This is a genomic window from Pseudomonas sp. Q2-TVG4-2 (assembly GCF_013620795.1).
Classification (GTDB): domain Bacteria; phylum Pseudomonadota; class Gammaproteobacteria; order Pseudomonadales; family Pseudomonadaceae; genus Stutzerimonas.
In genome coordinates this window covers 208009-231051 of sequence record NZ_LGLW01000007.1, presented here as the reverse complement: position 1 = coordinate 231051, position 23043 = coordinate 208009, and the positions used below count along the sequence as shown (strand labels likewise).

General features: G+C 61.5%; 22 protein-coding genes and 1 other RNA gene. 5 read left to right on the top strand and 18 right to left on the bottom strand.

Annotated elements, in window-relative coordinates; translation table 11 throughout:
- The first annotated feature begins 44 nt into the window (after positions 1–44).
- From H3028_RS16695 to H3028_RS16690, 3 genes are all read left to right on the top strand, one after another.
- Positions 45–443 carry a Rho termination factor N-terminal domain-containing protein gene (locus H3028_RS16695; RefSeq protein ID WP_181298351.1) on the top strand — a complete coding sequence of 133 codons (399 nt, stop codon included), beginning with the start codon at positions 45–47 and terminating at the stop codon, positions 441–443.
- An 11-nt stretch (positions 444–454) separates the two neighbouring features.
- The gene (locus H3028_RS21315) at positions 455–589 is read left to right on the top strand and encodes a hypothetical protein (protein ID WP_258237825.1); all 135 of its coding nucleotides are present in this window, start codon (positions 455–457) and stop codon (positions 587–589) included.
- 106 nt (positions 590–695) lie between these two features.
- Positions 696–1229 carry a bacterioferritin gene (locus H3028_RS16690; protein WP_181298350.1) on the top strand — a complete coding sequence of 178 codons (534 nt, stop codon included), beginning with the start codon at positions 696–698 and terminating at the stop codon, positions 1227–1229.
- A gap of 96 nt (positions 1230–1325) precedes the next feature.
- Here the strand turns inward: H3028_RS16690 and lpxC are convergent, their stop codons facing one another.
- The 18 genes from lpxC to rsmI form a co-directional block, all read right to left on the bottom strand.
- Positions 1326–2237 (bottom strand): UDP-3-O-acyl-N-acetylglucosamine deacetylase, encoded by a 912-nt coding sequence (lpxC, locus tag H3028_RS16685; protein WP_181298349.1) that lies wholly within the window; start codon positions 2235–2237, stop codon positions 1326–1328.
- Between the two features lie 111 nt (positions 2238–2348).
- Entirely contained in the window at positions 2349–3536 is a 1188-nt protein-coding gene (ftsZ, locus tag H3028_RS16680; protein WP_181298348.1) for a cell division protein FtsZ, read from the bottom strand.
- 47 nt (positions 3537–3583) lie between these two features.
- A complete protein-coding gene (gene ftsA, locus H3028_RS16675) occupies positions 3584–4831 on the bottom strand; it encodes a cell division protein FtsA (protein ID WP_181298347.1) in 1248 nt (415 codons plus the stop codon).
- Between the two features lie 12 nt (positions 4832–4843).
- Positions 4844–5701 (bottom strand): cell division protein FtsQ/DivIB, encoded by an 858-nt coding sequence (locus H3028_RS16670; protein ID WP_181298346.1) that lies wholly within the window; start codon positions 5699–5701, stop codon positions 4844–4846.
- Positions 5702–5704: 3 nt separating this feature from the next.
- On the bottom strand, positions 5705–6649 hold the full coding sequence (locus H3028_RS16665; protein ID WP_181298345.1) for a D-alanine--D-alanine ligase: 945 nt from the start codon (positions 6647–6649) through the stop codon (positions 5705–5707).
- Positions 6646–8106: a UDP-N-acetylmuramate--L-alanine ligase gene (gene murC, locus H3028_RS16660; RefSeq protein WP_181298344.1), complete on the bottom strand. Its 1461-nt coding sequence runs from the start codon at positions 8104–8106 to the stop codon at positions 6646–6648. The genes H3028_RS16665 and murC overlap by 4 nt, the downstream gene beginning before the upstream one ends.
- Entirely contained in the window at positions 8099–9169 is a 1071-nt protein-coding gene (murG, locus tag H3028_RS16655) for an undecaprenyldiphospho-muramoylpentapeptide beta-N-acetylglucosaminyltransferase (RefSeq protein ID WP_181298343.1), read from the bottom strand. Before murG ends, murC begins: the two co-directional genes overlap by 8 nt.
- Positions 9159–10391 (bottom strand): putative lipid II flippase FtsW, encoded by a 1233-nt coding sequence (gene ftsW, locus H3028_RS16650; RefSeq protein ID WP_181298342.1) that lies wholly within the window; start codon positions 10389–10391, stop codon positions 9159–9161. The genes murG and ftsW overlap by 11 nt, the downstream gene beginning before the upstream one ends.
- Complete coding sequence (gene murD / locus H3028_RS16645; RefSeq protein ID WP_181298341.1) at positions 10391–11734, bottom strand: UDP-N-acetylmuramoyl-L-alanine--D-glutamate ligase; 1344 nt, start codon at positions 11732–11734, stop codon at positions 10391–10393. The genes ftsW and murD overlap by 1 nt, the downstream gene beginning before the upstream one ends.
- Before the next feature lie 6 nt (positions 11735–11740).
- Positions 11741–12823, bottom strand: coding sequence for a phospho-N-acetylmuramoyl-pentapeptide-transferase (gene mraY / locus H3028_RS16640; protein ID WP_181298340.1), 1083 nt, complete (start codon positions 12821–12823; stop codon positions 11741–11743).
- Positions 12823–14199 carry a UDP-N-acetylmuramoyl-tripeptide--D-alanyl-D-alanine ligase gene (gene murF / locus H3028_RS16635; RefSeq protein ID WP_181298339.1) on the bottom strand — a complete coding sequence of 459 codons (1377 nt, stop codon included), beginning with the start codon at positions 14197–14199 and terminating at the stop codon, positions 12823–12825. The genes mraY and murF overlap by 1 nt, the downstream gene beginning before the upstream one ends.
- Positions 14192–15655 (bottom strand): UDP-N-acetylmuramoyl-L-alanyl-D-glutamate--2,6-diaminopimelate ligase, encoded by a 1464-nt coding sequence (locus H3028_RS16630; RefSeq protein WP_181298338.1) that lies wholly within the window; start codon positions 15653–15655, stop codon positions 14192–14194. Before H3028_RS16630 ends, murF begins: the two co-directional genes overlap by 8 nt.
- A complete protein-coding gene (locus H3028_RS16625; RefSeq protein ID WP_181298337.1) occupies positions 15655–17382 on the bottom strand; it encodes a penicillin-binding protein 2 in 1728 nt (575 codons plus the stop codon). Before H3028_RS16625 ends, H3028_RS16630 begins: the two co-directional genes overlap by 1 nt.
- Complete coding sequence (gene ftsL / locus H3028_RS16620; RefSeq protein ID WP_219920229.1) at positions 17379–17648, bottom strand: cell division protein FtsL; 270 nt, start codon at positions 17646–17648, stop codon at positions 17379–17381. Before ftsL ends, H3028_RS16625 begins: the two co-directional genes overlap by 4 nt.
- 17 nt (positions 17649–17665) lie before the next feature.
- A complete protein-coding gene (gene rsmH / locus H3028_RS16615; protein WP_181298335.1) occupies positions 17666–18613 on the bottom strand; it encodes a 16S rRNA (cytosine(1402)-N(4))-methyltransferase RsmH in 948 nt (315 codons plus the stop codon).
- Positions 18610–19065 carry a division/cell wall cluster transcriptional repressor MraZ gene (mraZ, locus tag H3028_RS16610; protein WP_168425229.1) on the bottom strand — a complete coding sequence of 152 codons (456 nt, stop codon included), beginning with the start codon at positions 19063–19065 and terminating at the stop codon, positions 18610–18612. The genes rsmH and mraZ overlap by 4 nt, the downstream gene beginning before the upstream one ends.
- A 289-nt stretch (positions 19066–19354) precedes the next feature.
- Positions 19355–19712, bottom strand: an RNA gene (rnpB, locus tag H3028_RS16605) — RNase P RNA component class A.
- An 88-nt stretch (positions 19713–19800) separates the two neighbouring features.
- The gene (rsmI, locus tag H3028_RS16600) at positions 19801–20733 is read right to left on the bottom strand and encodes a 16S rRNA (cytidine(1402)-2'-O)-methyltransferase (protein ID WP_181298334.1); all 933 of its coding nucleotides are present in this window, start codon (positions 20731–20733) and stop codon (positions 19801–19803) included.
- A 64-nt stretch (positions 20734–20797) separates the two neighbouring features.
- Here rsmI and H3028_RS16595 point away from each other — a divergent pair, with 64 nt between their 5' ends.
- Positions 20798–22594 carry a penicillin-binding protein activator gene (locus tag H3028_RS16595; protein ID WP_181298333.1) on the top strand — a complete coding sequence of 599 codons (1797 nt, stop codon included), beginning with the start codon at positions 20798–20800 and terminating at the stop codon, positions 22592–22594.
- The gene (locus H3028_RS16590; RefSeq protein WP_181298332.1) at positions 22591–22962 is read left to right on the top strand and encodes a YraN family protein; all 372 of its coding nucleotides are present in this window, start codon (positions 22591–22593) and stop codon (positions 22960–22962) included. The genes H3028_RS16595 and H3028_RS16590 overlap by 4 nt, the downstream gene beginning before the upstream one ends.
- Positions 22963–23043: the final 81 nt, after the last annotated feature.

Here is a 23043-nt window from a genome sequence, read left to right as displayed (position 1 = left end):
GCACCTGCGGCCCCACATGTTCTACTGGCACGAGGTAAATCATCATGCCCAGAGGCGAAAAATCTAAATACACCGACAAACAGCAGCGTAAAGCCGAACATATCGAAGAGAGCTATGAGGAACGTGGGGTGCCAGAGGAAGAGGCCGAAGCCCGAGCCTGGGCCACCGTCAACAAGCAATCTGGAGGTGGCGAGCGCAAGGGCGGCTCGGGACAAAAGAAAAGCGACACAGCCAAGCGGGCCGATCGCAAGGATTCAGCGCATCGGGCGGCAAAGGCTCGTTCGGGTGACTCCCCCAACAAGGGATCGGCACGCAACGACCGCTCGGGCAGCACCTCCCTCACCGATCTTACGCGGGACGAGCTGATGCAGAAGGCTCGTGAGCGTGACGTTCAGGGTCGTTCGAAAATGCGTAAGGACGATCTCATCAAAGCCCTCAGTTGAAGGAGCATTCCATGCATGACCCAGACCCGAGGGATGACGGAACGCCAAGCCCGATCCCAGAACCAGAGCGCAAGGACCCTGGCAAACCGGTACCCATCGAAGAGCCCGGTAAGGCGGACCGGCCGGAAAAAGACAAGCCTGGCTAAACTTTCCTCCTCCCCGCCCATCACAGATTAGGCCCAGTGAGACGCCAGAGGCGCGACGGCAGCATAGGCTGAACGATACACAGCCCTACAGACTCAGGAGACCGTGATGAGCTACGTACAGTTGAGCGACAAACAGACGTTGCGCGAGCGCGCCCGCCAGCACGTCGAGAAGGGAGCAGTGACCGAGAGCTACTCGGCCGATCGCGATACGGTGATCCACCTGCTTAACGAGGCACTGGCAACCGAGTTAGTTTGTTATCTGCGCTACAAGCGCCACTACTACATGGCGACAGGGTTGAAATCGAGCGTCGCGGCCGACGAGTTTCTCGAACATGCGAACGAAGAGCAGGAACATGCCGACCGGTTGGCCGAACGCATCGTACAGCTCGGTGGCGCCCCGGACTTCAATCCGGACAGTCTCACCGAACGCGCCCATGCCCAATATGCCGAGGGCAACGGGCTGCGTGACATGGTCTTTGAGAACCTAGTCGCTGAACGTATCGCCATCGACAGCTACCGGGAGATCGTTCAGTACATCGGTGATAAGGATCCCACCACAAGGCGGATCTTCGAAGACATCCTCGCGCAGGAAGAAGAACATGCCGATGATATGGCCGGCCTGCTAGACGGTATGAACTGACCGAGCATTCGCAAGCGAGGGCAGCCTGCCCATCGCTTGTTTAGAAATAAAAAAAGGCCACCCGAAGGTGGCCTGAAAAAGGAAAGAGAGTACTGCTCAGCCGGCAGCTGCCGGACGCATGTAGGAGATCGGTGCGGTCTGGGAATCATCGAATGTCACCATTTCCCACGCGTCCTTCTGTTCCATCAAGGTGCGCAGCAAACGGTTGTTCAATGCATGTCCGGATTTAAAGCCGCGGAATTCGCCGATCAGACTGGTGCCCAGCAAGTAGAGATCACCGATTGCATCGAGAATCTTGTGCTTCACGAATTCATCCTCGTACCGCAGGCCGTCTTCGTTGAGCACATGGTCTTCATCGACCACGATCGCGTTGTCGACACTTCCACCCAGAGCCAGGTTGTGCGAGCGGAGAAACTCAATATCGCGCATGAACCCGAAAGTCCGTGCACGGCTGACTTCCTTGACGAAGGAAGTACTGGAGAAATCCACGCTGGCGGTCTGGGTGCGACCGCGGAAAACCGGATGGTCGAAATCGATCTCGAAACTCACCTTGAAGCCTTCGAATGGCAAGAACGTGGCGCGCTTGTCGCCATCTTCCACCGAGACCTCGCGAATGATGCGGATGAACTTCTTGGGGGCGTCCTGCTCCTGCAGGCCGGCCGATTGAATCAGGAATACGAAGGGGCCAGCGCTGCCATCCATGATCGGCACTTCCGACGCGGAAAGCTCAACATAGGCATTGTCGATGCCAAGCCCAGCCATCGCCGAAAGCAAGTGCTCCACCGTATCGACTTTGACATCGCCGCTGATCAGCGTAGTCGACATGGTAGTCTCGCCGACGTTCTCGGCCCGCGCGGCGATTTGCACCGGCGGGTTGAGATCGGTACGACAGAACACGATTCCGGTGTCCACGGGTGCCGGCTTCAGGGTCAGGTATACCTTCTCCCCCGAATGCAGGCCGACGCCAGTGGCGCGAATGATGTTCTTCAAGGTGCGTTGTCTGATCATGGCTTGGTTTCGCTAGTGCGCTGTTGCGAATGGTTTCCAACAAAGATGGCGATCATAGCAGAACCCCACTTTGCTGAACACCAATCACCCCGATAGTCCTGATGCATTCAATCAATCAGCCTGGCGACGCAGAAAAGCTGGAATATCTAGATAGTCCAGATCCTCCTGCGGATTCATCTTAGCCGCCGTCGCGGCCGCATGGGCCTGATTGCGCATAACAGTCGGGCGGTCCAGGTCGCGGTAGTTCACCGCAGCCTGATCCTGACGCGGAGCCGGTGCAGCCTGAGGGGCCACCGCAGCGGTCTGCAGCGTGTTATCGACAACCTTGACCGGCTTCTCATTGCGCGGGCCGAGGCCGGTAGCCACGACCGTGACGTGCAGCTCGTCGAGCATATCCGGATCGATCACAGCGCCAACCTTGACGGTCGCTTCATCGGAAGCGAAGGCCTCGATGATCTCACCCACCGCAGCGTACTCACCGAGCGAAAGATCCAGACCAGCGGTGATGTTGACCAGAATGCCGCGAGCGCCCTGCAGGTTGACGTCTTCCAGCAGCGGATTGCGGATCGCAGCCTCGGTCGCCTCGCGAGCGCGGTTCGGTCCGGTCGCACAACCTGTCCCCATCATCGCCATGCCCATTTCGCCCATGACGGTTTTCACGTCGGCGAAGTCTACGTTCATCAGGCCGGGACGTTGCATGATGTCGGAAATGCCACGCACGGCGCCGGTGAGGACGTCGTCGGCCTTGGCGAAGGCAGACAGCAGGCTCGCATCCTTACCGAGGATGGTCAGCAGCTTTTCGTTGGGGATGGTGATCAACGAGTCGACGCACTCGGACAGCTGACGGATGCCTTCGTCAGCGACCTGCATGCGGCGGCGGCCTTCGAACGGGAATGGACGGGTCACCACAGCAACCGTCAGGATCCCCATTTCCTTGGCGACCGACGCGATGACCGGCGCGGCGCCGGTGCCGGTACCGCCGCCCATGCCGGTGGTGATGAATACCATGTCGGCGCCCTGCAGCACTTCGGCGATGCGCTCACGATCGTCCATCGCAGCCTGACGGCCGATATCGGGATTGGTGCCTGCGCCCAGCCCTTTGGTAATAGCGGAACCCAACTGAAGTACGGTCCGCGCTTCGATTTTCTTCAGCGCCTGAGCATCGGTGTTGGCGCAGATGAATTCCACGCCTTCAACGTTGTTGCGCACCATGTGATTGACGGCATTGCCGCCGCCTCCGCCTACGCCAATGACCTTGATCACTGCACTTTGCGGGGTATGATCTACGAGTTCGAACATTTCCCTCTCTCCTTCCAGCTTTCTAGTTTTAGGTACAGCCGCACTGCTCAGAAATTGCCCTGGATCCAGCTCTTGAGCCGGTCCACGACAGATGTCTTGGGTTCATCGGCGAAATTGCCGAGACCGGACATGGACGTGCCGTCGGTCTGCTTGCGCATCCCGTACAGCAACAGGCCAACGCCCGTTGAATAGATAGGGTTGCGGACCACGTCAGTGAGTCCGTTGATGCTATGCGGCACGCCCAAGCGCACCGGCATGTGAAAGATTTCCTCGGCCAGTTCGACGGCACCTTCCATCTTCGCTGTGCCGCCTGTGAGGACGATCCCTGCAGGGACCAGGTCCTCGTAGCCGCTGCGACGCAGCTCGGCCTGGATCAACGTAAAGAGTTCGTCATAACGCGGCTCCACGACTTCGGCCAAAGCTTGCCGCGAGAGTTCCCGCGGCGGACGGTCGCCGACGCTCGGTACTTTGATGGTCTCGCCGGGGCCGGCCAGTTTGGCAAGTGCACAGGCGTAGCGGATCTTGATCTCTTCGGCGTATTGGGTCGGCGTGCGCAGCGCCATGGCGATGTCATTGGTGACCTGATCACCGGCAATCGGGATCACCGCGGTGTGGCGGATGGCGCCCTCGGTGAAAATGCAGATGTCGGTGGTACCGCCGCCGATATCCACCAGGCAGACGCCCAACTCCTTCTCGTCATCGGTGAGCACGGCATGTGCCGAGGCGAGCTGTTCGAGAATGATGTCGTCGACTTCAAGGCCACAGCGACGCACGCACTTTTCGATGTTCTGAGCGGCATTCACTGCGCAGGTGACCACGTGGACTTTGGCTTCCAGGCGCACGCCAGACATGCCCAGCGGCTCACGCACGCCTTCCTGGTTATCAATCACGTAGTCCTGTGGCAGGGTATGCAGCACACGCTGATCCGCCGGAATCGCCACGGCCTGCGCCGCATCCAGCACGCGTTCGAGGTCGGCGCTGCTGACTTCCCGATCACGGATGGCGACGATGCCGTGGGAGTTGAGGCTACGGATATGATTGCCTGCCAGGCCGACAAATGCGGAATGGATGCGGCAGCCAGCCATCAGCTGTGCCTCTTCTACGGCGCGCTGGATCGACTGAACGGTGGACTCGATATTGACCACCACGCCTTTTTTCAACCCGCGCGACGGGTGAGTGCCAATCCCGACGATCTCAAGCTCGCCATCGGGCGTCACTTCGCCCACCAGCGCCACCACTTTGGAGGTGCCGATATCGAGACCGACGATCATCTTGCCGCTTTGCACGCTAGACATGTGTTTCATTCCTCAATTCTTCGCAACGACGGATTCGTCCGGCGCGGTCGGGCTCGGCTCATGCCACGCAACGGCCAGGCCGTTGGCGTAGCGAAGGTCGATCCGCGCAATTCTTTCGCTCTCCTGCGCCAGCTCTTGCTGGTAGATGGCAGTGAAGCGCCGCATTTTTTCGATTATCTGGTCTCTTCCCAGCAGCAGCTCAACGCCCTGCTTGGTCGTCGCGAACCAGCTGCCCCGCGCACGCAACTCCAGGCGGGCGATGGAAAAACCGAGCGGCCGCAGCATCTGGCTAAGCATCTGGTACTGCTGCATGACCCGCTGCTGGGCCCGCTTCGGACCATACAATTGCGGCAAGTGTTCATACTGAGTCAGGTCATCCGGCGCAAAGGCCTGACCGTTATTGTTCAATAGCGCCTCATCGCCCCAGCGAGCGATAGGCAGCTGTTCGTCGAGGCGCACCATGACCTCGTCCGGCCAGATCCGGCGTGCCTCGACATGGGCAATCCACGGCATTTGCTCAAGGTCGCGACGCAATGCATCGAGATCCACCTTGAAGAAACTGGCTTCGACGAAAGGTGCCATGCGCGCTTGCACCGCCTGCTGATCTACATAGGTCAGCTCACCCCGAACACTGACTTTGGCGATCGGCCTATCGGCATAGGGCGCAAGCTGCTCACCCAGCTCGAAAAGCCCGACGGCCAACGCCACCAGCATGACCGGCCACAGGACACGCTTGAGCGAACTCAAGCTGGGACGCGGCAAGCGCGCCGAGAGTGGCTCGCGCTGCACCAGACGGCTCGCGCCCCGCTGCACCGCCTTGCGCGAAGCACGACCGGTCCCGGGCTGTGAGTGACGCAGCGTAGTGATCATCGGTCAGTTCCCTACCGCCATACTGGCATCAAGGATCGCCAGCACCAGCTGCTTGAAATCCAGCCCCGCCGCACGTGCGGCCATCGGCACCAGACTGTGATCGGTCATCCCCGGAACGGTGTTCACTTCCAGCAACCAGAAGGCACCGGCGCTGTCCTGCATGACGTCGACGCGCGCCCAGCCCTGGATCCCCACGGCTTCGCAGGCGCGCGCGGAGAGATCCTTAAGCTCCTGCTCTTTCGCCGCATCCAGACCACACGGAATGCGGTACTGGGTATCGTTGGCCAGATACTTGGCGTCGTAGTCGTAGAAGGAATGCGGTGTGCCCAGGCCGATGGGTGGCAGCACCGCGCCACGCAGCGTGGCGATGGTGAATTCCGGGCCCTGGATCCACTGCTCGACCAGCACCTGAGCATCGTAAGCACTCGCAGCGCGCCATGCGGCGATAAGCTCGGCGATGCCGGCGACCTTCGCCATACCGATGCTCGAACCCTCATGCGCCGGCTTAACGATCAATGGGAAGCCCAGACGCTCGGCCGCCGCGTGGCAATCGGCCTCGCTCGCCAGCACGGCATGCCGTGGGGTTGGCAGACCAAGGCTTTGCCACACCTGCTTGGTGCGCAACTTGTCCATGGCCAGCGCCGACGCAAGAATGCCGCTACCCGTATAGGGAATCCCGGCACATTCGAGCAGCCCTTGCATGCTGCCGTCTTCGCCACCACGCCCATGCAGGACGATGAAGGCACGGTCGATGCGCTCACTATTCAGGCGGGTCAGCAGATCGTCACCCACATCGATGCCGAACGCATCGACGCCGGCCGCCTGCAGCGCGGCAAGCACCGCAGCGCCGGATTTAAGCGACACTTCGCGCTCGGCACTCTTGCCACCGAAGAGCACGGCAACCCGGCCGAAAGTCTGGGGGTCACGAGTTGATTGCAGGGCAGTCATTCGCTTTTCCTCGCGGCGCTTGCGTCGCCAGCAAACAGGGGACTGTTGATGAGTTGCGGGGCCAGCCCGCCGATGTCGCCGGCACCCTGGCACAGCAGAATATCGCCCGGGCGCAGCAGCGGCTTGACCAGCGGGGCCAGTTCGACGCCGCGCTCTATATAGATGGGGTCGAGCTGACCGCGCTGACGGATGCTGTGGCACAGATGACGGCTATCGGCCCCGGGAATGGGTTCCTCGCCGGCCGGATAGACCTCCATCAGCAGCAGTACGTTGGCTTCGGTCAGCACCTGAACGAAGTCGTCGTACAGATCGCGGGTTCGGCTGAAGCGATGAGGCTGATAGACCATGACCAGCCGGCGCTCCGGCCAGCCGCCGCGAACCGCCTGAATCACCGCTGCCACCTCACGCGGATGGTGGCCATAGTCATCGACCAACATCACGCTGCCGTCTTCCACCGGCAGCTCGCCATAGACCTGGAAGCGCCGACCGACGCCGCCGAACTGCGAAAGCCCTTGGACGATGGCGGCGTCGTCGATGCCCTCGTCGGTGGCGATCGCAATAGTGGCCAGTGCATTGAGCACATTGTGGTTGCCCGGCATGTTGACCGACACGTCGAGCGCATCGAAACCATCGCGTAGCACGGTGAAGTAGGTGCGCATGCCTTCCTGTCGGATGTTGATGGCCCGCACGTCGGCATCTTCATGAGTGCCATACGTGGTGATCGGTCGGCCTACCTGCGGAATGATCTCGCGCACTATCGGGTCATCGACACAGAGCACTGCCAGTCCGTAAAACGGCAAGTTGTGCAGGAACTCGACGAAGGTTCGCTTGAGCTTGCCGAAGTCACCGCCATAGGTGCTCATGTGATCGGCATCGATGTTGGTCACGACCGCAACCATCGGCTGCAAATGCAGGAAGCTCGCGTCGCTCTCGTCGGCCTCGGCAATCAGGTAACGGCTGGTGCCCAGCTGAGCATTGGTACCAGCTGCGGTCAGACGCCCGCCAATGACAAAGGTGGGATCGAGCCCACCCGCGGCAAAGACCGATGCCAACAGACTGGTGGTAGTGGTCTTGCCGTGGGTACCGGCAACGGCGATGCCATGGCGATAGCGCATCAACTCGGCAAGCATCTCGGCGCGGGGTACCACCGGGATACGCTGTTCGAGCGCGAACGCCACCTCAGGATTGGTGGCATTGACCGCACTGGAAACCACCAGTACATCGGCACCGGCGACATTGCCGGCCTGATGCCCAATGAAGATCTGCGCACCGAAATTCTGCAGGCGCTCAGTACTTGCGGAGGCTTTTAGATCCGAGCCGGAAACGTCGTACCCGAGATTCAACAACACTTCAGCGATGCCGCACATACCGACGCCGCCGACACCGACGAAATGAATCCGGCGAATGCGGCGCATGCGTCGGACTTCAGCCTTTACCGCAGCGGGGGATTTAGCCATGCGCCACCTCCAGGCAGATATCGACGACGGTACGGGTGGCGTCCGGCCGAGCCAGGCGGCGCGCCGTGGTTCCCATGGCCTTGAGTTTTTCCGGCTGCATCATTACCTCGGTCAGCTGCGCGGCTAGCGCTGCAGCATCGGTGTTTGCTTGAGGGAGAAGAACGGCTGCGCCCTCCTTCGCCAGATATTCGGCATTACGCGTCTGGTGATCGTCGATTGCATGCGGCAGCGGCACTAGGAACGACGGCAGCCCGGCCGCCGCAAGCTCGCACACCGTCAGGGCGCCAGCGCGGCAGATCACCAGATCGGCCCAAGCGTAGGCACGCGCCATGTCCTTGATAAAGGGTGCGACTTCGGCCTCGACGCCCGCCGTGAGATAGCGCTCTTGGGTGATGTCCGCATGCTGTTTGCCGGCCTGATGGAACACCTCGGGCCGCAGCTCAACGTCCACCTGCGCGAGCGCCTCGGGCAGCAACTTGTTCAAGGGCTCGGCGCCCAGACTGCCTCCCAGCACCAGCAAGCGGGGCCGACGGCCCCGCAGCGTCTGCCTGGGCGTTTCGAGAAACAGCTCGTGGCGCACCGGATTGCCGGTCGTACGCCGCTTGGCGCTGTCGCTGAAAGTATTCGGAAACGCCTCGCAAACCCGCGCGGCAAAAGGCACCAGGCTACGGTTGGCGGTTCCGGCGACGGCGTTCTGCTCATGGATGATCAGCGGTACTCCGGCAAGCTTCGCCGCCAGGCCACCGGGGCCCGTCACGTAGCCGCCGAGCCCGAGCACACAGACCGGCTGCAGCTCGCGCATGATGCGCCGAGCCTGCCCGAGCGAGCGCAGCAGCTGGAATGGCGCCTTGAGAAGCGAGGTCACACCTTTGCCACGCAGCCCGCTCACCTGAATCAGGTGCAGCGGCAAGCCTGCGGCTGGAACCACTTCGTTCTCGATACCGCGCGGTGTACCCAGCCAGTGCACGCTGAAACCGCGGCTCTGAAATTCATGGGCGCAGGCCAACGCTGGGAATACGTGTCCGCCGGTTCCGCCAGCCATGATCAGGACGTTAGCGGCCATGCGCGACCCCCTTGCCTTTTGGCGCAGGCGCTTCGGCAAAGTCATCTTCGCTGAACTCGGCGTCTTCGCTGCCCAACACGGTGCGGCTTTCCCACTCGATGCGCAGCAGCAACGCCATGCTGGCGCAGGTCACAACCAACGAACTGCCGCCATAGCTGAGGAACGGCAGGGTCAGGCCCTTGGTCGGCAACAAGCCGACGTTCACACCGACATTGATCAGGAACTGCCCAAGCCAGAGGAAGGCGACGCCCCAGGCGATATAGGCCGCAAAGAACTGACGCGCACGCTCGGCGGCCAATCCGATGTAGAGCGCACGCACTCCAACGAAGGCAAACAGCATAATGGTCAGCAGCGCACCCACCATACCCAACTCTTCGGCCAGCACGGAAAATACGAAGTCTGTGTGCGCTTCGGGCAGGTAGAACTGCTTTTGCACGCTGTTGCCAAGGCCGACTCCCAACCATTCGCCACGACCGAACGCAATCAGCGCCTGGGTCAACTGGTAGCCGGCGCCATACTGGTCGGCCCAGGGATCGGTAAAGGTGATCAACCGCTGCAGGCGATACTCCTGCGTCTGCACAAGAATGAACACAGCGCCGACCGCTAACAGGACCAGCAGACTGAATCGGATCAAGCCGACTCCGCCGAGGAACAGCATCGCCACTGCCGCACCCATCATGACCACGGTCGCACCGAAGTCGGGCTCGAGCAGGAGCAGCATCGCCATTGGCAGCAGCACCAGGAACGGCTTGAGGAAGCCCCACAGGCTTTCACGCACCTCTTGCTGGCGACGCACCAGATAACCCGCGAGATAGACCACGACGAAGAGCTTGGCCAACTCAGAGGGTTGCACGTTGAAGGCACCAAAGCCGATCCAGCGCATGGAGCCGTTGACCTCACGACCGATACCGGGGATCAGCACCAGGATCAGCAGCGCAAAAGCACCCAGCAGCAGCATCCAGTCCAGCCGCTGCCAGGCCGACAGCGGCACCAGCAGCACAGCAGTGGCTGCGCCCAGACCAATCAGTACGTACACCAGATGGCGGACCATGTGGTACAGCGAGTTGCCGGCATTCACCGCCGCGACTTCGGAAGAGGCCGAGGTGATCATGACCAGCCCGAGCCCCAACAGCGCTAAGCAGCCGGCGAGCATCGGGAAGTCGAGATCCAGGCCACGGCGGCCGAACAGCGGAGAGGGCGCACTGCGCAGGAAGGCGAGCATCAGCTGAGCGCCCCCACGGCAGCGGCGAACTGACGTCCGCGATCCTCGAAGTTCTCGAACATGTCGAGGCTGGCACAGGCTGGCGATAGCAGCACCGCATCGCCAGACTGCGCCAGCTTGGATGCCAACTGCACGGCTTGCTGAAGCGTCTGGACACGATGGAGCGGAGCTGCGCCTTCAAGCGCCACGGCGAGCCGCTCGGCATCGCGGCCCAGCAGAATCACCTCCCGGCAGTGATGCGCGACCGGGCTGTGCAGGGTCGAAAAGTCAGCGCCCTTGCCGTCGCCGCCAGCAATCAGCACCAGCTCGCCGTCGATGTCGCTGCCCAGACCATCGATCGCTGCTAGCGCGGCGCCAACATTGGTCGCCTTGGAATCATCGTAATAGCTGACACCCTTGCGCTCGCCGACCCACTGGCAGCGGTGGGCAAGCCCAGTAAAATTGCGCAAAGTCGCGAGCATCGGCTCGAACGGCAGTCCCACCGCGTACCCCAGCGCCAAAGCCGCCAGCGCGTTAGATTGATTGTGCGCGCCGCGGATCTTTAGCTGGTTGGCCGGCATCAGCGCGTCGAACTGGAAGGCAAGATATTTCTCACCGTTCTCCTCGAACAACCCGAAGCCCTTGAAATCTGGTTTGCCGAGACCGAACGACCAGGCCGGAACGTCATCCGCAATCAGCGGACGGCTGAGACGATCGTCGCGATTGATCACCACCTGTCGCGCACCGCGGAAAATCCGATGCTTGGCTTGGTGATAAGACGGCAAACCGTCGTAGCGGTCCATGTGATCTTCACTAAGATTCAGACAGGTCGCGACTTCCGCATCCAACCGGTCAGTTGTCTCCAGCTGGAAGCTCGACAGTTCCAGGATATAGAGTTCGACGTCATCTTCGAGCAGATCCAGTGCCGGCGTGCCCAGATTTCCACCCACGGCCACCTTGCGACCGGCTGCAGCGGCCATTTCGCCGACCAGGCTTGTCACCGTGCTTTTTGCATTCGAGCCAGTGATCGCCACGATTGGCGCCTTGGCTTCGCGCGCGAACAGCTCGATGTCGCCGGACAGCTTCACTCCATTGGCGGCCGCCGCCTGCAATGCGGGCGTGCTGATCGGCAGACCGGGGCTGACCAGCAACTCGCTGGCCCGGCAGAGGAACTGCGGATCGAGTTCACCGCAACGGACTTCGACGTTCGGGTACTGCGCTTGCAGAGTGGCGAGTTCCGGCGGGTTCGCGCGCGTATCGGCCACGGCAAACGGCACCCCGCGGCTCGCCAGGTGGCGGACCAGGGACATGCCGCTCTTGCCGAGACCTACGACGATGCGGAACTGATCGGAAGCGATGAGCACTCTTTATTACCTCAATTTCAGGGTAGCGAGACCAACCAGCACCAGGATCACCGTGATGATCCAGAAGCGCACGATGACCCGCGGTTCGGGCCAGCCTTTGAGTTCAAAGTGGTGATGGATCGGCGCCATGCGGAAGACCCGCTTGCCGGTCAGCTTGAACGAGGCCACCTGAATCATCACCGACAGGGTTTCCATCACGAACACCCCGCCCATGATGAACAGCACTACTTCTTGCCGAACGATCACAGCGATGGTGCCCAATGCGGCGCCGAGTGCCAGCGCGCCGACATCACCCATAAACACCTGCGCCGGGTAAGTGTTGAACCAGAGAAAACCGAGCCCGGCACCGATCAAAGCACCGCAGAACACGATCAGCTCGCCCGCGCCGGGGATATAGGGAATCAGCAGGTAGTCGGCAAAATTCACGTTTCCGGACAGGTAGCAGAAGATGCCCAGCGCGCCGCCGACCATCACCGTCGGCATGATCGCCAGGCCGTCGAGTCCGTCGGTGAGATTCACCGCATTGCTCGAGCCGACGATGACGAAGTAGGTCAGCACTATGAAGCCGATTCCCAGCGGGATCTCGATGTTCTTCAGCAATGGCAGGATCAGGGTGGTCTCGACCGGAGTCTGCGCAGTGATATAAAGGAAGATCGCGGCACCGAGGCCGAATACCGATTGCCAGAAGTATTTCCAGCGGCTCGGCAGGCCGCGGGAGTTCTTCTCGATCACCTTGCGGTAATCGTCAACCCAGCCGATCGCCCCGAATAGCAGCGTCACAGCGAGTACTACCCAGACATAACGGTTGGCCAGATCCGCCCAGAGCAACGTGCTGATGGCGATTGCGCTGAGAATCAGTGCGCCACCCATGGTCGGTGTTCCGGATTTCGACAGGTGCGTTTGCGGCCCATCGGTACGCACCGACTGGCCTATCTGGCGTAGCTGCAGCGTGCGGATCAGCCAAGGCCCCATCCACAATGAAAGCACCAGCGCGGTGAGCACGCCGAGAATTCCACGCAGGGACAGGTACTGAAAGACCGCGAAGCCCGTGTGGAAGCGTTGCAGATACTCGGCGAGTAGCAGCAGCATCAATGTTTCTCCATGCCGGATGCGGAAAGCGCAGCGACGACCTTATCCATCGCAGCGCTCCGTGATCCCTTGATCAAAATGGTGGTGGCGTTGCCCTGCTCCAGGCGCAGCGCCTCGATCAGACTTTGCTGATCGGCGAAATGACGACCGCCGGCACCGAAGGCGTCAACGGCATGCTTCATCAGCGGTCCAACCGCGAACAAGATATCTACCTTGTCTGCGGCGTAACTGCCGACCTCGCGATGGCCCTGCTCGGCCCAATCACCCAACTCGCCCATGTCGCCCAACGCCAGCACGGTGCGTCCGGCAAAGCCGGCCAGCACATCAATGGCCGCGCAGATGGAGGCCGGGTTGGCGTTATAGGTGTCATCAATGAGGCGTACACCATTACTGAGTACCTGCGCGACACCTCGGCCCTTGACCGGCTGCAGGCTTTCGAGGCCTGCGACGATGTGTTCGCGCGCGACGCCCAGCGCACTGGCAGCTGCAGCGGCGGTGAGTGCGTTGGCGACGCTGTGGCGGCCGAGCAGATTAAGCTGGACGCGCACCGTCCCGGACGGCCCGGCCAGGACGAAGTTGGGGCAACCGCGTAAGTCGTAGCCGATCGAAGCCGGATGAAAATCTGCCAGGGGGCTCTTTATTGCGAAGCTCACCACGCGCTTGCCAGCCGCGCGTCCCTCCCAGGTCGTGTACGCTCGGTCATCGCGGTTGAGCACGGCGATGCCATTAGCGCCTAGGCCGTCGAGTATCTCGCCCTTGGCCTCGACAATTTTGTCCGGCCCACCGAATTCGCCAACATGGGCGGTGCCAGCATTGGTAATCACGCTGACATCCGGCTGTGTCAGGCGGACGGTATAGGCGATTTCTCCGACACGCGAAGCGCCCAGTTCGATCACTGCAGCCTGATGCTGAGGCGCCAGTTCAAGTAGGGTCAGCGGAGCCCCAAGATCGTTGTTGAGGTTGCCTCGAGTGGCCAACACCGCATCGGCGCCATAGGCAGCACGCAGAATGCTGGCGAGGAGCTCCTTGACGCTGGTCTTGCCGCTGGAGCCGGTAATCGCCGCGACCGGCCCGGTAAAGGCGGCACGATTCAGGGCCCCTAGCTGACCCAAGGCGATGCGACTGTCCGCGACCACCAGCTGGGGCAGCGAAGCGTCTGCCACATGCCGCTCGACCAATGCGGCCACGGCGCCTTTGGCGGCGACCTCGGCCAGATAGGCATGGCCATCGAAACGAGGGCCGGTCAGCGCCACGAACAACTGCCCTGGCTCGATGGCGCGGCTATCAGTGCTGACCGAGATGAAAGTCGTATCGGCGTTGATCAGCTTGGCGGATAGCGGTTCGACCAAATCGGTCAGGTGCATAGCTTCAAGCATTGGATTTCCTCCAGACAGCCAGGGCTATAGAGGCCTGGTCAAGATCGGAGAACGGCAAACGTTCGCCCTTGATTTCCTGATAATCCTCGTGGCCCTTGCCGGCCAGCAGCACGACATCGTCAGCATGGCTACCGGCGATGCAGGCGGCGATGGCTGCGGCCCGGCCCGGCATGAAGACAGCTTGCTCCGGCGCTCCGAAGCCGGCGCGAATCTCATCGAGAATCTGCACGGGATCTTCATTTCTTGGGTTGTCATCGGTCACCACAACACGATCGGCCAACCGCTCGGCGACCCGGGCCATCAGCGCGCGTTTGCCGCGATCGCGATCGCCGCCGCAGCCGAACAAGCACAGCAGCTTGCTCTGGGTATGCGGGCGCAACGCATCAAGGACCTTTTCCAGCGCGTCGGGCGTATGGGCATAATCCACCACCACCAGCGGGCAATCACCGCCACCCAGACGCTGCATGCGGCCGGCAGGACCTTCTATTTGCGGTAGCACGGCGAGGACTTCATCCAACGGATAGTCCATCCCAAGCAGTGCACCGATCGCCGCGAGCACGTTGCTGACGTTGAAGCGACCAAGTAGCGGACTACGCACCGACCGTTCACCCTGCGGAGTAACCAGCCGCGCATGGATGCCGTCATCGTCCAGCCGTGCTTCTGGGCAATAGAGATAAGCAGCAGCGTCGTCCAGGCTGTAGGTAATCAGCCGCGATTCCCCATGCTCTGCCGCGAGGACGCGCCCGAACGGATCGTCCAGATTGATCACTCGGCAGCTGAGCCCCGGCATCTTGAACAGTCGGGCCTTGACCTCACCGTAGGCTTCCATGGAGCCGTGATAGTCAAGGTGGTCGCGCGATAGATTGGTGAACACGGCCACATCGAATGCCAGCGCGGCAACCCTGCCCTGAGCGAGGCCGTGGGAAGAAACCTCCATCGCCACGGCTCGGGCACCCTGCTTGCGCAGGCTTGCCAGGTTGGCCTGCACGCCGATGGCATCAGGCGTCGTGTGCTGCCCGAGTACGAGCTCGCCGTGGAAGCCGGTGCCAAGGGTGCCGATGATGCCGCAACGCTCCCCCAGACGATCCAGGGCCTGAGCGATGAGGTAGGTCACGCTGGTCTTGCCGTTGGTTCCGGTGACGCCGGCCAGATGCAGGCTGCGGCTTGGCTCGCCATAAAACCGACCGGCGATCGCAGACAACTGCTCCGCCAGGCGGCGGACCGGCACCAGCACCGCACTCTCCGCGGTCATCTCAGGCGCATCTTCGGCTTCGTAGGCGACCGCTGCGGCGCCGCGGGAAATTGCATCCGCAATGTGTATGCGACCGTCTTGCCGAAGGCCCGGCACAGCCAGAAACAGATCGCCTGGACGTACCTTGCGGCTGTCCAAGGTGAGCTCACGAATCAGTGTCGCGCTGACAGCCTGAGGCAGCAGTTGGTTCAACGGCATCGGCATCAAATCCGCCCTCCCTTGGCCTTCGCCGCTTCGGCGGTCTGAATCTCCGCAGGTGGCGGCAGGTTGTCGGGGGCCACGTTCATCAGCCGCAACGCACGAGCCGCCACCTTGCCGAACACTGGTGCAGAGACGAGGCCACCGTAGTAGCCGCCCTCGCTGGGCTCGTCGACGACCACGACGATTGCGATGCGCGGATCGGAGACTGGCGCCACACCGGCGAAGAACGAGCGATAGGCATCCTTGGTATAGCCACCGGTCCCGGAGACCTTTTTCGCCGTGCCGCTCTTGCCCGCAACGTGATAGCCCGGCACCTTGGCCCGCGCGCCGCCGCCACCCTCTTCCTCAACGACGGATTGCAGCATCCGCAACACGGTACTTGAAATGTCCTTGTCGATGACTTGCACGCCTTCCTGCGGCTGGTCCAAACGGAGCAGCGACAGAGGAACGTTACTGCCTTCGTTACCCAGTACCGCATAGGCGTGAGCAAGCTGAGCCGCGGTCACCGACAGCCCGTAGCCGTAAGCGAGCGAAGCGGTTTCGGCATCGCGCCATTTACGATGATTAGGCAGGCTTCCGACGCGCTCCCCAGGAAAGCCGAGGCCGGTGGACTGACCGAATCCCGCCTGGTGCATGATTGCGTATACCGGCTCCGGGCCGATATCCAGCGCAATCTTGCTGATCCCGACGTTGCTTGACTTCATCAGAATGCCGGTGAGGTTGAGCATGCCCCCACGGGACACGTCGCGAATGGTGTAACGACCGATACGCATCCAACCCGGCAATGTATTGACCACCGACTCAGGCTGATATTTGCCGGTCCCGAGCGCCGCCGCGATACTGAATGGCTTGACCGTCGAGCCGGGCTCGAACACATCGATCAACGCTCGGTTGCGCATCGCCGAGGGCGTCAGGTTGCGTCGATTGTTGGGGTTGTAGGTCGGCTGGTTGGCCATGGCGAGGACTTCGCCGGTCTTCACATCGACCATCACCAGGCTGGCTGCCTTGGCACCGTATTCCTGTACGACCTTGCGCAGCTCGCTGTGCGCCAGATATTGCAAGCGCAGGTCAATGGACAGTGCCAAGGACTTGCCGGCCTTGGCATTCTTGACCACCTGCACATCCTTGATCAGCCGCCCACGACGATCCTTGAGCACCTGGCGCTTGCCGGGGACGCCTGCCAGCCACTCGTCGTATGCCAGCTCCAAACCTTCTCGGCCGCGATCGTCGATATCGGTGAAGCCAACCACATGCGCGGCCACTTCGCCTGCCGGATAGAAACGGCGAAATTCCTCCTGCGAATACACGCCGGGAATTTCCATGTCGAGCACGCGCTGGCCCTGCTCGGGCGTCAACCCGCGAACGAGGTAGATGAACTCGCGCTCGGCTTGTTCCTTGAGGCGCTGCCCAAGGACAGCAGGCGGTTGCCCCAAGGCCTCGGCCAGTTCTGGCCAGCGCGCCTGGGCTGCTTGCAGTTCGCGTGGATTTCCCCAGAGAGTGGTCACCGGCGTACTGACCGCCAGCGGCTCGCCATGTCGATCGGTGATCAAACCGCGATGCGCGGGGATGGGTATGTGCCGCACGCTGCGTGCATCACCCTGGTCCTTGAGGAAACCCTGATCGATCACCTGCAAGTCGACGATGCGCCAGGCAATGGCGCCGACCATCAGCGCCAGCAAGGCCAGCACGATGCGGAAACGCCAGGGATAGAGAGCGCCCTGAAGCTTCATGGGGCCACCAGCCTGACATCCGCCGCTTCAGGGATGAGCATCTTCAACTGCTCGGCAGCCAGCGTCTCGATACGGCTATGTGCCGTCCAGGTGCTTTGCTCCAAAATCAGACGCCCCCATTCGGCCTGCGCCTTGTCACGCACACTGAGTTCACCGTACAGCTCATTAAGCAGTTGGCGGTTCCAGTGAGCGCTATAGGCGACGGCGATCGCCGACAGAAGTACAGCAACAAACAGCACCAGCATCAATAAGCTGCCGTTGGGCATGGCGCGGCGGAGCTGATTCACCGCAACTTCTCCGCAACGCGCATTACGGCACTACGTGAGCGGGGGTTGGCCTTAACCTCATCCGCGGACGCGTACTGCGGCTTGCCCAACAATTTCATGCGCGGAACGAACCTCTCTGGAATGATCGGCAGGTCACGCGGCAGCGTGTCAGCTTCGCCCTTGGCATGGCGACGCATGAATTGTTTAACGATGCGGTCTTCGAGCGAATGAAAGCTGATCACGACCAGCCGACCGCCGACCTCGAGCGCTTCCAGGGCAGCCTCGAGTCCGGCTTCCAAGTCGCCGAGCTCATTGTTGATGAAGATGCGCAGCCCCTGAAAAGCGCGAGTCGCCGGGTTCTTGCCTTTCTCCCAGGCAGGATTGGCAACCGTCAGCACCTGGGCGAGATCGGCCGTGCGCTCAAAGGGCCGCTCACCTCGGCGCTGAACCACGGCGCGCGCCATGCGCTTGGCGAAGCGCTCCTCGCCGTACTCTTTGAGTACGCGAGCGATGTCATCCTCGCTGGCCGTGGCAATCCATTCGGCGACACTGATCCCGCGGCTGGGATCCATGCGCATATCCAGCGGACCATCGTTGAGAAAGCTGAAGCCGCGCTCAGGATCGTCCAGCTGCGGCGAAGACACGCCGAGATCCAACAGGACACCACTCAAGGTGCCAGTCCAGCCGCGTTGCGCCACTTCAGCGCCGAGCTCGGCAAAACTTCTTTGCACAACGACAAAGCGGCCATCCTCGGCCGCCAGTGCTTGCCCCGTAGCGATTGCTAGCGGGTCTTTATCGAATCCTAGCAAACAGCCATCAGGCCCAAGCTGCCGCAGCAGGAGGCGGCTGTGCCCACCGCGCCCGAAGGTCCCATCCAGATAGCGGCCATCCGGCCGCACAGCGAGCGCCGCAACGGCCTCGTCGAGCAACACGGTCACATGGTTGTAGCTGCTGGTCTGGCTCACAGGATTAGATCACGCAATTCTTCCGGCAACGCGCCGGGTTGTTTAATGGCCGCCAGGTCCGCATCTGCTTGCGCGTTCCAGTCGTCCTCGTTCCACAGGCTGAACTTGTTCAGCTGACCTACCAGCATGGCCCGCTTATCCAGGCCGGCGTACTCACGCAAACGTGGCGGCACCAGCACGCGACCACTGCCGTCCATTTCTAGATCCACCGCGTTACCGATCAGCAAACGCTGCAGTCGGCGACTCTCCTCTCGCAGCGATGGCAGCTCGCGGAGCTTGGCTTCGATCTGCTCCCACTCGGGCAGCGGATATATACCGAGACAGCGATCAACCGCGTCGATGGTGATGATCAGCTGGCCCTCGCAGCGCGAAACGAGCTCGTCACGATACCGGCTGGGCATGGCTAGCCGCCCTTTGGCATCGAGACTGATGGCGTTTGCTCCGCGAAACACGGCTGCGTTCCCTCTGAGTTAGCTGTTCGTGCCCATAAAAACCCACTTCGTTCCACTTTCTACCACTTGTGCGCACTATAGAAATGCAGCAGCCCCACCGTCAAGGTGAGCCTGACGGGAAAAACCCTTATGGGACGGGAATTTAGCGAGCAGAGAGGGGATAAACGGTAAAGCAGAGCAGAGACAGGGTAGATATATTCAGGCAAGCCAAAAACCTGCACTTCAAAGTTAAAGTACTTTGTTAAGAGCAAGAATATTTTGGACTTAAAAGCAGGACGTAACGGAAGGGTCGGAGAGTCGATCTGTAAGCCGGGTTCTGTCGAGGACAGTCATTCCTCTACGACAGCCATCACTGACTGCCTCTAGCAACCTACCCGGATCCAGCGCGGGCCACGCCAATGGATCCCTATTTGGTCTTGCTCCAAGTGGGGTTTACCTAGCCACGGACTGTTGCCAGCCGTGCGGTGCGCTCTTACCGCACCTTTTCACCCTTACCGGCGCCGAGGCGCTTAGGCGGTTATTTTCTGTGGCACTTTCCGTAGGCTCACGCCTCCCAGGCGTTACCTGGCACTTCGCCCTATGGAGCCCGGACTTTCCTCCCTCCTATCCTGTAAACAGGATAGAACAGCGACTGTCCGATCGACTCTCCGGCCGCTAGGGTACTTTGCCCGCCCCCGGCCTGCAAGCTGACAGCCCTCCGTGACGCAGCCAGCACACCGACGAATAAAAACGCGACTACCGATCCGATTGCTTGTTCTGTAATGCAAGCTGGTAAAGCAGGTTCTTTTTAACACCGGTTATCTCGGACGCAACGGCCGCTGCTCGTTTCACCGGCAGCTCCGCCAATAACAGGTGCAGCACACGAAGCGTATTCGCATCGACCGCGTCATCGCCCTGCGGCGCCTGCCAGCCTCCAATCACAAGCACGCATTCCCCGCGCTGTTGATTGCTGTCGGATTCCACCCAGGCGCGCAGCTCGGCAAGTGGCGCCCCCTTCAATGTTTCGAACGTCTTGGTCAGTTCGCGCCCCAGCACAGCTGGCCGATCCGGACCGAACACCACCTCCAGATCGATCAGCGAATCGAGGATACGATGCGGGGCCTCATAGAAGATCAACGTACGCGGTTCTTCTCGCAACTGTTCCAGGCGGGACCGGCGCGCGGCCTGCTTGGCGGGCAAAAAACCCTCGAAGATGAATCGATCGGATGGCAAACCCGCGGCAGAAAGCGCGGCAATCAGCGCACAGGCTCCCGGGAGCGGCACCACGCGTATGCCTGCCGCGCGCGCTTGCCTGACCAGATGGTATCCGGGGTCAGATATCAATGGCGTGCCGGCATCGGATATCAGCGCCACATCGCCACCGGCCAGTAGCCGCTTTATAAAACGCCCACCCTCGTCCCGCTCATTGTGCTCGTGACATGCAGCCAGAGGTGTGCTGATACCGAAGTGCTGCATCAGCCGAGCCGAGTGACGGGTATCCTCCGCTGCAATCAGCGCTACCTCTGCCAACACGCGCAACGCCCGCGCACTAATGTCTTCCAGATTACCAATGGGCGTAGCGACGACGTAGAGCGTGCCTGCCGCGGAATTCACATCGTCTGGCGCAGTCACAGGGCATACCTCAATCACGGAAAACGCGCATTGTAGCCCGTTTAGCGGCCGCGACATCGCAGCCCCGCCAGCGCTTGGGTACAATCCTCCGACACCCGCCAGCGCCTCCAGGAATGATCACATGATGGCTCGCTTTCGCCCGCTTCTTTTCTTATGCATTGCTGCCGTGCTTTCAGCCTGCGCCAGCTCGCCATCCTCGACACTGGGCGAGCTACCACGCACCCCTCAGGCATCAACGCAACAGCTGCTGAAGGAGGCCGACGCCAGCGAACCCGGAAAGGCCGCCCTGCTGCGATTGTCAGCGGCCGACCAGAGCATGCAACAGGGCGACCAGGCGCAGGCTCGACAGATACTCGAGCAGGTCGCTATTGAGCAACTGATGCCGGCGCAACAAATGTTTGCAAAAACCCTCGAAGCGGAGCTGGCACTGGCCGAAGGCGAACCGCAGCGCGCCCTTCAAGCCCTGCAACACCCAGCCTTCGAGCGTCTCGCGGAATTGCCCGTCGAACAGCAATTACGCGCTCAGCTGACACGCGCGCAAGCGCTCGAAGCAAACAAGCAGCCGCTCGACGCGGCACGCGAACGCACGTTCATCGCCCCCCTGCTGAGCGGTGACGCGGCCGAGCGGAATCACGAAACAATCTGGTCGCTGGTTTCGGCCCTGCCGCCCGATCAGCTGCAGCCCACCCCAGACGTGGATCTGGCCGGCTGGCTATCACTTGCAGCCACCGTCAAGCAGGCAGGTACCATCGGCCAGCAACAGCGGGCGATCGACGCCTGGATACAGCAGAACCCCAACCACCCTGCCGCCCGGCGTCTGCCTGAGCCGCTGATCAAGCTTCGCGAGCTGGCGGACAAGCCCTTGTCACACGTGGCCCTGCTGCTGCCGATGGACGGTCCGCTGGCCAGCGTAGCGCGCGCCCTGCGTGACGGCTTTCTCGCCGCTCATTTGGAAGCGCGGCAAGATCTGAAGATCGAGCTGTTCGACAGTACCCGCCTAGCCTCGCTGGACGACTTCTACCGACAAGCAACCGCCTCCGGCGTCGAACTGGTGATCGGCCCGCTGGAAAAGGACATGGTCCGCCAGCTGGCTGCCCGCGAGCAGCTCCCAATCACTACCCTCGCTCTCAACTACAGCGATGCGAATCAAAAGGCGCCACCGCAGCTGTTCCAGTTCGGCCTGGCCGCAGAAGACGAAGCGCGCGAAGTGGCACGCCGCGCCTGGGCCGACGGGCACCGCCGTGCGATAGCGCTGACGCCTCGTGGCGATTGGGGCAACCGCGTGTTTGAAGCCTTTCGCCAGGAGTGGCAGGCACAAGGCGGAGTAGTCATAGCTGCCGAGCCCCTGGCCGAACCGATCGAGCTGGCCAATCAAATCGCCAGGCTGCTGCAGGTCAGCAGCAGCGGAAACCAAGCGCAGCGCGAGAGCATCACCAGCAATAGCGCCGAGTCTCAGCCATCACGCCGCCAGGACGTGGATTTCCTCTTCCTGGCAGCGACACCTCAGCAGGCGCAGCAGGTCAAACCCACCCTGATATTCCAGTACGCCGGTGACCTGCCCGTGTATGCCACCTCCCACTTGCACGCTGCCACCGACAATCGCACGCAATACCTTGACCTCGAAGGCATTCGCTTCACCGAAACGCCCTGGCTGCTCGATGCTCAATTACCACTTCGTCAAGAAATCGAACGCAAGTGGCCGCAAGCCCGAGGCAGCCTCGGCAGGTTGTACGCCATGGGCGCTGATGCCTATCTGCTAGCACCGCGCCTGAATCAGTTGCTGGCACTCCCGGACACACGGCTCGAAGGTCTATCCGGCACGCTGAGCATTACCCCAGAACAGCGAATCGAGCGAAGCCTGCCGTGGGCCGAATTCCGCGACGGTGATGTTCAGCCGCTGACGGATACGCCCTATTGACCACTACCAGCAAGCAGATCAGCGGACAGGCCGCCGAGGATTTTGCACAGCGCCATCTGCAACAGCATGGACTGACTCTGTTGTGTCGGAACTGGGCATGCCGCAGCGGCGAGCTTGATCTGGTCATGCTCGATGGCGATACAGTAGTATTCGTCGAGGTTCGCTACAGACGCCACGCCGCATGGGGTGGCGCGCTCGAAAGCGTCGACCTGCGCAAGCAGCAGAAGCTGATCAAGGCTGCCCAGCTTTTCCTGCAGAAGGAGAGTCGCTGGGCAAGGCATCCTTGTCGCTTCGATGTGGTGGCCATAGGCGCGGCAGTCAGCAACGCAGAGAAGCCCAACTGGATCCGGAATGCGTTCGATAGCTGACAGACTGCACGCCAGGTCGCTCTACAGCGCATCGCGACGATCACATCGCCCAAAGATTTCCCTACGGCACGGCCCAAGCAG